Raw genomic sequence first — 10347 nt, 5'->3', positions numbered from 1 at the left:
GGGGATTTTGGGGAATTTTGCAAAGGTCTCTAGTTATTAATGCCTATTTTATTTAAAAATATATTGTATTTGGACATCAGAAAACGGTATAGTATTGTTCGTTCAAATTCAAACAACAAACACACGAAAGGAATATTATTATTATGCAAATCAGCGCACGCAACCAATTCAACGGCATCGTTAAAGACATCCGCAACGGCGCGGTCAACAGCGAAGTAACCGTCTCCCTACCGACCGGACAGGAAATCGTAGCAGCCGTTACTTGCGAAAGCGTCAGCAACCTCGGCTTGGAAAAAGGCAAGGCCGTTGTGGTGCTGATTAAAGCGGGCAGCATCTTGATTGCCAACAATCTCGACAACATCAAACTTTCCGCGCGTAACCAATTGTCAGGCATCATCAGCCATATCGAACGCGGTTCGGTCAACAGCATCGTTGACTTGGACTTGGGTGATGGCTTGGCTTTGAGCGCGGGCATTACCATGAAAAGCAGCGATTTGCTGAATCTGGTACCCGGCCAAAAAGCAACGGCAATCTTCAAAGCAGGCGCCGTTATTTTGGGCGTATTGGCATAATCCGAACCGTCCGATTCCAAAAGGTCGTCTGAAACTTCAGGTTTCAGACGACCTTTTTATCATTTGCAGAATGCCGTTATCCGATAGGGCAGGATATTTTTAATGCGTTTTGCTGGTGCGCCGTCAACTCGGCAATGCCTTTTTGTGCCAACGCAATCAGTTTGCCCAATTCGTCCAAGCTGAACGGTGCGCCTTCCGCCGTGCCTTGGATTTCGATGATTTTGCCCGAAACGGTCATAACGATGTTGACGTCGCTGTCGCAGCCAGAATCTTCGGGGTAATCCAAATCCAAAAGCGGTACACCGTTCACGACGCCTGCGGAGACGGCGGCAACGGCTTCGCGGATGGGATTTTCGCTGATGAGGTCGTCTGAAAGCAGCTTGTTGACCGCAATTTGCAGTGCGACGAATGCGCCGGTAATAGACGCGGTGCGCGTTCCGCCATCAGCCTGAATCACGTCGCAGTCAATTAGGATTTGGCGTTCGCCCAGTTTTTCCATATCCACGACGGCGCGCAGCGAACGCCCGATCAGACGCTGGATTTCCTGAGTGCGACCCGACTGCTTGCCTGCCGCGGCTTCACGGCGCATACGCGAGGCGGTAGACGCAGGCAGCATCCCGTATTCGGCGGTAACCCAGCCCTGCTCCTTGCCGCGAAGGAACGGCGGAACATTTTCGTCGATGGAAGCGGTGCAGATAACTTTGGTGTTACCGCATTCAATCAGGCACGAACCGTCGGCGTGCGGCAGAAAGTGCGGGGTGATTTTGATGTCGCGCAGGCTGTCGGCAGCGCGTGAAGTGCGGGTGTAATTGCTCATGATTTGTCCTTTGGGGAAGCGGTGAAAATTTGTGGTCGGTATTATACGGGATTCGTCGGGATGGCTGCTTAAGGTCGTCTGAAATCGTTTTCAGACGACCTTATTCTATATTGTGTTATAGTCCCTCCACTTTCACTCGTATTTTGAAACGGAGTAAAACCATGACTCAATCCATCCATATCCACAGCATGACCGGCTTTGCCAATGCTGCAGGCGAATGCGGCGGCAAGCGCGTGAACTTGGAAATCCGCGCGGTGAACCACCGTTATCTGGATGTCCAATTCCGTATGCCTGAAGAATTGCGTTATCTGGAAGGCGCGTTGCGCGAGAAAATTGCGGCTTCGGCCGCACGCGGCAAACTGGAATGCCGTATTCAGTTGCAGGACGCGGCAGTCGGCGGGCAGAGTTTGGAAACCAATGAAGAATTGGTGAAACAGTTGTCCGATTTGAACAAAACTTGGCGCAAGGAACACGGTTTCGGCAAGCTGACAGTCGCTGAAGTGTTGCGCTTTCCTGGGGTATTGGCAGGTCAAAGCGAAGACCCCGAAGCTTTGGCGAAAACCGTGCAAGAGCTGTTGGACGAGGCGTTGAAAGAGTTTGCCGCCGCCCGCAAACGCGAAGGCAAAAAACTCGGCGAACATCTGTTGCAACGTTTGGCCAGTATGGAAGAAATCGTGGATGCCTTGAGCGAGCTGTTCCCGAGCCTGCTTCAGGCGCATATGGACAAGGTGAACACGCGTTTGGCGGAAGCGGTAGGCAATATCGACAACGACCGTTTGCAGCAGGAATTTGCGCTGTTTATCCAAAAATCCGATGTTGACGAAGAATTCAGCCGCCTGCGCACGCACATCGCCGAAGTCCGCCGCATCGTTACGGAAAACAAAGGCAGCGCGGGCAAACGCTTGGACTTCCTGATGCAGGAATTGAACCGCGAGGCAAACACGCTGGGCAGCAAAGCAATCGCGGCGGAATGCACGCAGGCTTCAGTCGAACTGAAAGTCTTAATCGAGCAAATGCGCGAGCAGGTTCAAAACATCGAATAAGCCTTCAAAAATAAAGCAAAGGTCGTCTGAAAAGCCATTTTCTGCTTTTCAGACGACCTTTTTTGATACCGCAATCCGCACCCTGCCCTATTGTTCAATATACTGCCCCACCCTATTTACCAAACCTCCCTCCCCTGCTTTTCAGACGACCTCCTGCCCGCTATAATACGCTTGCAAATTATTTGCATTATCATTTAATTCAGGAGAAACGCATGAGCACCCGTACCGAACACGACACCATGGGCAATGTCGAAGTCCCGTCCGAAGCCTATTGGGGCGCGCAGACCCAGCGCAGCCGCAACAATTTCAAAATCGGCGGCGAAACCCTGCCGCAGCCGTTGATTTACGCTTTGGCACTGGTAAAAAAAGCAGCAGCCGCCACCAATGTTTCCCTCGGCAGGATTAAGCCCGAACAGGCGGATTTGATTACGCAGGCGGCGGACGACGTGTTGAACGGCAAGCTCGACGGGCAGTTCCCCTTAGTGGTTTGGCAGACCGGCTCCGGCACGCAGTCCAATATGAACATGAACGAAGTGCTGGCGAACCGCGCCAACGAAATCGCCGGTACGGGTTTGGCGGCGTATCAGCCCGTCCATCCCAACGACCATGTGAACCACGCGCAATCGACCAACGATGCGTTCCCGACCGCCATCCACGTCGCCGCCGCGATTGAAATCAACCGCCACCTCATCCCCGCCGTCCAAGCCCTGCGCAACACATTGGACAAAAAAGCCAAAGAATTTGCCCCCATCGTCAAAATCGGCCGCACCCATTTGCAGGACGCAACGCCGCTGACTTTGGGACAAGAGTTTTCCGGCTACGTTTCCCAACTCGACCACGGCTTAGGCCGTCTGAACGACGCACTCAAAGGTTTGTACGAACTTGCCTTGGGCGGCACGGCGGTCGGTACGGGCTTGAACAGCCATCCCAAATACGCCGAAAAAGCCGCAGCCAAACTCGCCGAACTGTCCGGCCTGCCGTTTGTCAGCGCGCCGAACAAATTTGAAGCCTTGGGCGGACGCGATGCCGCCGTTGCCGCTTCGGGCGCACTGAAAACGCTGGCGGCAAGCCTGAACAAAATCGCCAACGACATCCGCTGGTTGGCAAGCGGCCCGCGCTGCGGTTTGGGCGAAATCAAAATCCCCGAAAACGAGCCGGGTTCGTCCATCATGCCGGGCAAAGTCAACCCGACCCAATGCGAAGCGATGACCATGGTGTGCTGCCAAGTGTTCGGCAACGACGTCACCATCGGCATGGCGGGCGCGTCGGGCAATTTCGAGCTGAACGTCTATATGCCCGTCATCGCCTACAACCTCTTGCAATCCATCCGCCTGTTGGGCGACGCGTGCAACAGCTTCAACGAAAACTGCGCCACCGGCATCGAACCCGTACCGGAAAAAATCGATTATTTCCTGCACCATTCCCTGATGCTCGTTACCGCGCTGAACCGCAAAATCGGCTATGAAAACGCCGCCAAAGTCGCCAAAACCGCCTATAAAAACGACAAATCGCTGCGCGAAACCGCCGTTGAGTTGGGCTTGCTGACAGGCGAAGAGTTTGACGAACTGGTCGTCCCCGCCGATATGGTTCATCCGCGCTGATTGACGGTTTGAAATACGGCAAAGGTCGTCTGAAAACCGGGATTGGTTTTCAGACGACCTTCTTTATCTCAGCAGCCATATCGCCCGCTTTCTGCAATTTTCAGACGACCTTTCGATAAATCCCGTTGCGAAAAGCATTATAATCACCGCAATCTCAGTTCAACCGCCCTACCCCGAAAGGTTCGCATGACCACTTATTCCCTCTTCGTTACCTGCCCGCGCGGTCTCGAAGCCCCTTTATCCCAAGAACTCGAACAACTCAAATGCCAAGACATCCGCGCCGTTGACGGCGGCGTCGCGTGCAAAGGCGGTATGGAGCAGGTATACCGCATCAACCTGCATTCGCGCACTGCCAGCCGCGTGTTGCTGCGCCTGACCAAAAGCGGCTACCGCAACGAGCAAGACATTTATAAAGCGGCGAAAAATATCCGCTGGACGGATTGGTTCGACTTGGAACAAACCTTCAAAGTCAAAGTAGAAGGCAAACGCGCCCAAGTCAAAAGTTTGGATTTCGTCGGGCTCAAAATCAAAGACGCCGTGTGCGACGTGTTCCGCGACGCTTGCGGCGCGCGCCCCAGTGTCGGCAAAATCCGCCCCGACATCCGCATCCATGCCTTTATTGACGAGCGCGACATTCAAATTTTCATCGACACATCCGGCGAAGCCTTGTTCAAACGCGGCTACCGCCAAGACACGGGTGAAGCGCCGATGCGCGAAAACTTGGCGGCGGGGTTGCTGCTGCTGGCGGGCTATGACGGTACGCAGCCTTTCCAAGACCCATTTTGCGGCAGCGGCACCATCGTCATCGAAGCCGCATGGATTGCCACCCGTCGCGCGCCCGGTTTGATGCGCCGTTTCGGGTTTGAAAAGCTGAAAAACTTCGATGCCGCCCTTTGGAAAAAGCTGCAACACGAAGCCGAAACGCAAATCCGCCCCGCGCCAGCTGCGATTTCGGGCAGCGACAATGACCGCTATATGATCCGCGCCGCCGTTGCCAACGCCCAAGCTGCCGAAGTGGACACGTTTATCCGTTTTGAAGTCAAAGACGCGCAGGACACCCGTCCGAACGGGGAAGGCGGCATTTTGATTTCCAATCCGCCTTACGGCGTCCGCCTTGCCGAAGTCCAAGCCCTGCAAGCCCTTTACCCGCAGTTGGGCGCGTGGTTGAAACAGCATTACGCGGGCTGGCTGGCGGGAATGTTTACCGGCGACCGCGATATGCCGAAATTCATGCGCCTTTCGCCCAAACGCAAAATCCCGCTCTACAACGGCAACTTAGACTGCCGCCTGTTTTTGATGGATATGGTCAAAGGGTCGAACCGATAAATATGATAAAGGTCGTCTGAAACAGATTTGGCGGGTTTCACCAAACGTTTCAGACGACCTTTTGACAAAAAATCAGTATTTCACCGAATCATTGCCGCTGTTTTTCTGAATAAACTCGATTTTATAGCCGTCGGGATCTTCAACAAAAGCAATAACGGTCGTGCCGTGCATCATCGGCCCTGCTTCGCGCACGACTTTTCCGCCCATCTCTTTTACACGTTCGCAGGCTTTATAAGCATCGTCCACTTCGATAGCGATGTGGCCGTAGGCGTTGCCTAAATCGTAGCTTTCGGTATCCCAGTTGTGGGTCAGTTCCAAAACCGTATTTTCAGCTTCGCTGCCATAACCGACAAAAGCCAGCGTGAAACGGCCTTCCGGATAATCGTGGCGGCGCAAGAGCTTCATGCCCAAAACGTTTTGATAAAAGTCCAAGGATTTTTCAAGGTTGCCGACGCGCAGCATGGTGTGAAGCAGGCGCATGATTGTGTTCCTTTTATATGTTGTTAAAACAGGATTTTAACACGAAACGCAAGCCCTAACCCGTATCAACGGCAGCAAACATAAGCTTTCAGACGACCTTTACCGTAAAAGTAAACCATCCGCCGCAGCTATTGCCAGCCGTCAAAAAATTCGCTATAAGGGAATTATATGAAACATATTAACATTTATATACAGACAACCCAAAAAAGGATTCAGAGATGAAAATCGGTATCCCACGCGAGTCATTATCCGGCGAAACCCGCGTCGCCTGTACGCCTGCCACTGTTGCCCTGTTGAGCAAACTGGGCTTTGAAACCGTTGTCGAAAGCGGCGCAGGTTTGGCGGCGAGTTTGGACGATGCCGCTTACCAAACAGCAGGCGCGACCGTTGCCGACAAAGCGACGGTTTGGGCCTGCCCTTTGATTTATAAGGTCAACGCGCCGTCCGAAGGCGAGCTGCCGCTGCTCAAAGAAGGGCAAACCATCGTCAGCTTCCTGTGGCCGCGCCAAAACGAGGCTTTGGTCGAAGCCTTGCGCGCCAAGAAAGTGAACGCGCTGGCGATGGACATGGTGCCCCGTATTTCGCGCGCGCAGGCTTTAGACGCTTTGTCTTCGATGGCAAACATCAGCGGCTACCGCGCCGTGATTGAAGCCGCCAACGCCTTCGGCCGTTTCTTCACCGGTCAAATCACTGCCGCCGGCAAAGTGCCGCCCGCGCAGGTTTTGGTGATTGGTGCCGGTGTGGCGGGTTTGGCGGCAATCGGTACGGCAAACTCGCTCGGCGCAGTGGTGCGCGCGTTCGATACCCGCTTGGAAGTAGCGGAACAAATCGAATCGATGGGCGGCAAGTTCCTGAAACTCGACTTCCCGCAAGAATCGGGCGGCAGCGGCGACGGCTACGCCAAAGTGATGAGCGACGAATTTATCGCCGCCGAGATGAAACTCTTTGCCGAGCAGGCGAAAGAGGTGGACATCATCATCACCACTGCCGCCATTCCGGGCAAACCCGCGCCCAAGCTGATTACCAAAGAAATGGTGGAAAGCATGAAGTCCGGCTCCGTCATCGTCGATTTGGCGGCGGCGACGGGCGGCAACTGCGAACTCACCAAACCGGGCGAATTGTTCGTAACCGACAACGGCGTGAAAATCATCGGCTACACCGACATGGCAAACCGCCTTGCCGGACAGTCTTCCCAGCTTTACGCCACCAACTTGGTGAACCTGACCAAGCTGTTAAGCCCGAACAAAGACGGCGAAATCACGCTGGACTTCGAAGACGTGATTATCCGCAACATGACCGTTACCCGCGACGGCGAAATCACCTTCCCGCCTCCGCCGATTCAAGTTTCCGCCCAGCCGCAGCAAACGTCGTCTGAAAAAGCCGCGCCTGCCGCCAAGCCCGAGCCGAAACCCGTTCCCCTGTGGAAAAAACTCGCGCCCGCCGTCATCGCCGCCGTGTTGGTACTGTGGGTCGGTGCGGTCGCGCCCGCAGCATTTTTGAACCACTTTATCGTGTTCGTCCTCGCCTGCGTTATCGGCTACTACGTCGTCTGGAACGTCAGCCACTCGCTGCATACCCCGCTGATGTCCGTAACCAACGCCATTTCCGGCATCATCGTCGTCGGCGCGCTGCTGCAAATCAGCCAAGGCAACGGTTTCGTGACCCTGCTTGCCTTCATTGCCATCCTGATTGCCAGCGTCAACATCTTCGGCGGCTTCTACGTAACGCGTCGGATGTTGAATATGTTTAGGAAAGGGTAAAAGCATGACTTTAGCCTATTGGTGCATCCTGATCGCATCGCTGCTGCCGCTGTTTTGTTCCTTCGTTGCCAAAGCGCAGGGCGGTTTTCAGCCGTCGGACAACCGCAATCCGCGCGATTTCCTCGCCCGCACGCAAGGCTTGTCGGCGCGCGCCAATGCCGCGCAGCAAAACGGTTTTGAAGTGTTCGCCCCATTTGCCGCCGCCGTTTTGGTGGCACACGCCACAGGCAATGCCGCGCAAGCGACCATCAACCTTTTGTCCATATCGTTCATCGCCTTTCGCATTGCTTATATTTTCAGCTATCTGAAAGACAAACCGAGCCTGCGTTCGGCAATGTGGACGGGCGGATTTGTCTGCACCATCGGGCTGTTTGTAGCCGCTGTCTGACAGCGGGGTCGTCTGAAAACGAGTGCAGCGAGTTTCGCTAAAACGAATGCAGCGGGTTTTCAGACGACCTGGAAGCCAGTTTTCGAATATGAGGATTTCGACCATGAAAGCAAAATGCCTGTGCGGCAACGTATCTTTAGAAGTGGAACACGACAAACACGTCCACGCCTGCCATTGCGGAATGTGCCGCACTTGGGGCAGCGGCGCGACGTTTTCGCTGATTGCCGCCAAACCGCCGAAAATCAACGGCGGTGAAAACATCGCCCGCTACCATTCGTCCGAATGGGCGGAACGCGCGTTCTGCAAAAACTGCGGTACACACCTGTTCTACCATTTCCTGCCGAACGACAGCTATTTCGTCTTCGCCGGACTGTTTGCCGACAACGCCGATTTCAAATTGGAAGAGCAGATTTACATCGACGCCAAAGCCCCGTATTACGAACTGGCAAACGACACGCCCAAGCTGACCGAAGAAGAATTTTTGGCACAATTCGGCGGTGGATAGGAAACCCGATACAAAGGTCGTCTGAAAACGCAGCGGCAACGGAGTGATGCGGATGAAATAAAAATACCCGAACCGTCATTCTCAAATGGTTGACGGTTAAGCGAATCCGCCATCAACCCCTTTCAGACGACCCGATTAAAAAACACAGTTACTTTCACAAATAATTGGAGAATCACCATGTCTTCAGGACTCGTTACAGCGGCGTACATCGTAGCCGCGATACTGTTCATCTTCTCGCTGGCAGGGCTGTCCAAGCAGGAAACCGCCAAGCAGGGCTGTTATTCCGGCGTAGCCGGGATGGCGGTCGCCTTGTTCGTTACCGTGTTTTCCGAAAACACCCACGGGCTAGGCTGGATCATCATCGCCATGCTCATCGGCGGCGCCATCGGCATCTACAAAGCCAAAAAAGTAGAAATGACCGAAATGCCCGAGCTGATTGCGCTCTTGCACAGCTTCGTCGGCTTGGCGGCCGTTTTGGTCGGCTTCAACAGCTATATCGAGCCGGGCAACGTTTCGCACGATATGCACACCATCCATCTGGTCGAAGTCTATTTGGGCATCTTCATCGGCGCCGTAACCTTTACCGGCTCGCTGGTCGCGTTCGGCAAGCTCAACGGCAAAATCAGCAGCGCGCCGCTGCAACTGCCCGCCAAACACAAGCTCAACCTCGCCGCATTGGTTTTATCCTTTATCCTGATGCTGGTGTTCGTATCCGTTGACGGCAGCGGCTTCATTCTGATCCTGATGACCCTGATCGCCCTCGCATTCGGCTGGCACTTGGTCGCCTCCATCGGCGGCGCGGATATGCCCGTAGTCGTGTCCATGCTGAACTCCTACTCCGGCTGGGCGGCCGCAGCGGCAGGCTTCATGCTCTCCAACGACCTGCTTATCGTCACCGGCGCACTCGTCGGCTCCAGCGGCGCGATTCTGTCCTACATCATGTGTAAAGCCATGAACCGCTCCTTCATCTCCGTCATTGCAGGCGGCTTCGGTACCGACGGCTCCGCCGCAGCCTCAGGCAGCCAAGAAGTCGGCGAATACCGCGAAGCCAAACCCGCCGAAGTCGCCGAAATGCTGCGCAACGCCAGCAGCGTCATCATCACCCCGGGCTACGGCATGGCAGTGGCGCAGGCGCAATACCCCGTTGCCGAAATCACCGAGCTTTTGCGTAAAAACGGCACCGAAGTACGCTTCGGCATCCACCCCGTCGCCGGCCGCCTGCCCGGTCATATGAACGTATTGCTCGCTGAAGCCAAAGTCCCCTACGACATCGTTTTGGAAATGGACGAAATCAACGACGACTTCCCCGAAACCGACGTAGTGCTGGTTATCGGCGCGAACGACACCGTCAACCCCGCCGCCCAAACCGACCCGAACAGCCCGATTGCCGGCATGCCCGTATTGGAAGTGTGGAAGGCAAAAGAAGTCGTCGTCTTCAAACGCTCGATGAACACCGGCTACGCAGGCGTACAAAACCCGCTGTTCTTCAACGAAAACAGCGTGATGTGCTTCGGCGATGCGAAGAAAACCGTTGACGAGATTTTGGCGGAATTGAAGAAATAACATTTAGAAGCCAAGACAAAAGGTCGTCTGAAAACCTGATTTCAAGGTTTTCAGACGACCCTTTCTTATAAACAAATCACGCCAAACACCCCACCGCCGTCATTCCCGCGTAGGCGGGAATCCACTTTTGAATCTCGGCAACTGTTTTCAAATATCCGTTTCTTAGAATTTCTAATAGATTCCCGACGTAGCTTGTCCTCGCGTATGCGGGGGCGGGAATGATGACAGTGGACAGAAATCTATGCCTCAACGTGCAACCTGCCCCCTCTCCCGTCCGGCGGGAGAGGGTTGG

10 protein-coding genes are annotated in these 10347 nt (G+C 54.5%); 8 read left to right on the top strand and 2 right to left on the bottom strand.

Features of this window, described 5'->3' with window-relative positions; all coding sequences use genetic code 11:
* Positions 1-143 precede the first annotated feature (143 nt).
* Positions 144-572, top strand: a complete 429-nt coding sequence (locus tag HMPREF3066_RS04575; RefSeq protein ID WP_039410102.1) for a TOBE domain-containing protein — start codon at positions 144-146, stop codon at positions 570-572.
* Between the two features lie 76 nt (positions 573-648).
* On the opposite strand, the gene rph is transcribed toward HMPREF3066_RS04575, so the two are convergent.
* Positions 649-1389 carry a ribonuclease PH gene (gene rph, locus HMPREF3066_RS04570; protein ID WP_070440706.1) on the bottom strand — a complete coding sequence of 247 codons (741 nt, stop codon included), beginning with the start codon at positions 1387-1389 and terminating at the stop codon, positions 649-651.
* Between the two features lie 161 nt (positions 1390-1550).
* Between rph and HMPREF3066_RS04565 the strand changes: the two genes are divergently transcribed.
* The 3 genes from HMPREF3066_RS04565 to HMPREF3066_RS04555 all read left to right on the top strand — a co-directional run bounded on the left by HMPREF3066_RS04565 (position 1551) and on the right by HMPREF3066_RS04555 (position 5359).
* Positions 1551-2432 (top strand): YicC/YloC family endoribonuclease, encoded by an 882-nt coding sequence (locus HMPREF3066_RS04565; protein ID WP_070440703.1) that lies wholly within the window; start codon positions 1551-1553, stop codon positions 2430-2432.
* Positions 2433-2644: 212 nt separating this feature from the next.
* Positions 2645-4033, top strand: a complete 1389-nt coding sequence (gene fumC, locus HMPREF3066_RS04560; RefSeq protein ID WP_070440700.1) for a class II fumarate hydratase — start codon at positions 2645-2647, stop codon at positions 4031-4033.
* A 186-nt stretch (positions 4034-4219) separates the two neighbouring features.
* Positions 4220-5359 carry a THUMP domain-containing class I SAM-dependent RNA methyltransferase gene (locus tag HMPREF3066_RS04555; protein ID WP_070440697.1) on the top strand — a complete coding sequence of 380 codons (1140 nt, stop codon included), beginning with the start codon at positions 4220-4222 and terminating at the stop codon, positions 5357-5359.
* Between the two features lie 72 nt (positions 5360-5431).
* Here HMPREF3066_RS04555 and gloA read toward each other — a convergent pair whose 3' ends face one another.
* Complete coding sequence (gloA, locus tag HMPREF3066_RS04550) at positions 5432-5839, bottom strand: lactoylglutathione lyase (protein WP_016687772.1); 408 nt, start codon at positions 5837-5839, stop codon at positions 5432-5434.
* Between the two features lie 218 nt (positions 5840-6057).
* On the opposite strand from gloA, the gene HMPREF3066_RS04545 reads away from it, so the two are divergent.
* The 4 genes from HMPREF3066_RS04545 to pntB all read left to right on the top strand — a co-directional run bounded on the left by HMPREF3066_RS04545 (position 6058) and on the right by pntB (position 10055).
* Entirely contained in the window at positions 6058-7599 is a 1542-nt protein-coding gene (locus HMPREF3066_RS04545) for a Re/Si-specific NAD(P)(+) transhydrogenase subunit alpha (RefSeq protein WP_070440694.1), read from the top strand.
* 4 nt (positions 7600-7603) lie between these two features.
* Entirely contained in the window at positions 7604-7987 is a 384-nt protein-coding gene (locus HMPREF3066_RS04540; RefSeq protein ID WP_070440691.1) for an MAPEG family protein, read from the top strand.
* Positions 7988-8090: 103 nt separating this feature from the next.
* Positions 8091-8492, top strand: a complete 402-nt coding sequence (locus HMPREF3066_RS04535) for a GFA family protein (RefSeq protein WP_070440688.1) — start codon at positions 8091-8093, stop codon at positions 8490-8492.
* 177 nt (positions 8493-8669) lie between these two features.
* A complete protein-coding gene (pntB, locus tag HMPREF3066_RS04530) occupies positions 8670-10055 on the top strand; it encodes a Re/Si-specific NAD(P)(+) transhydrogenase subunit beta (RefSeq protein WP_070440685.1) in 1386 nt (461 codons plus the stop codon).
* The last annotated feature ends 292 nt before the right edge of the window (positions 10056-10347 follow it).

Source organism: Neisseria sp. HMSC03D10 (genome assembly GCF_001807625.1).
GTDB classification, from domain to species: domain Bacteria; phylum Pseudomonadota; class Gammaproteobacteria; order Burkholderiales; family Neisseriaceae; genus Neisseria; species Neisseria mucosa.
This window is presented reverse-complemented; position numbering and strand designations above follow the sequence as displayed.

What these genes read in the sequence shown, in the direction of transcription:
- HMPREF3066_RS04535 (WP_070440688.1), top strand. Translation starts at nt 8,091, where the DNA reads ATGAAAGCAAAATGCCTGTGCGGCAACGTATCTTTAGAAGTGGAACAC.
- HMPREF3066_RS04555 (WP_070440697.1), top strand. Translation starts at nt 4,220, where the DNA reads ATGACCACTTATTCCCTCTTCGTTACCTGCCCGCGCGGTCTCGAAGCC.
- HMPREF3066_RS04540 (WP_070440691.1), top strand. Translation starts at nt 7,604, where the DNA reads ATGACTTTAGCCTATTGGTGCATCCTGATCGCATCGCTGCTGCCGCTG.
- fumC (WP_070440700.1), top strand. Translation starts at nt 2,645, where the DNA reads ATGAGCACCCGTACCGAACACGACACCATGGGCAATGTCGAAGTCCCG.
- gloA (WP_016687772.1), bottom strand. Translation starts at nt 5,839, where the DNA reads ATGCGCCTGCTTCACACCATGCTGCGCGTCGGCAACCTTGAAAAATCC.
- pntB (WP_070440685.1), top strand. Translation starts at nt 8,670, where the DNA reads ATGTCTTCAGGACTCGTTACAGCGGCGTACATCGTAGCCGCGATACTG.
- HMPREF3066_RS04575 (WP_039410102.1), top strand. Translation starts at nt 144, where the DNA reads ATGCAAATCAGCGCACGCAACCAATTCAACGGCATCGTTAAAGACATC.
- HMPREF3066_RS04565 (WP_070440703.1), top strand. Translation starts at nt 1,551, where the DNA reads ATGACTCAATCCATCCATATCCACAGCATGACCGGCTTTGCCAATGCT.
- HMPREF3066_RS04545 (WP_070440694.1), top strand. Translation starts at nt 6,058, where the DNA reads ATGAAAATCGGTATCCCACGCGAGTCATTATCCGGCGAAACCCGCGTC.
- rph (WP_070440706.1), bottom strand. Translation starts at nt 1,389, where the DNA reads ATGAGCAATTACACCCGCACTTCACGCGCTGCCGACAGCCTGCGCGAC.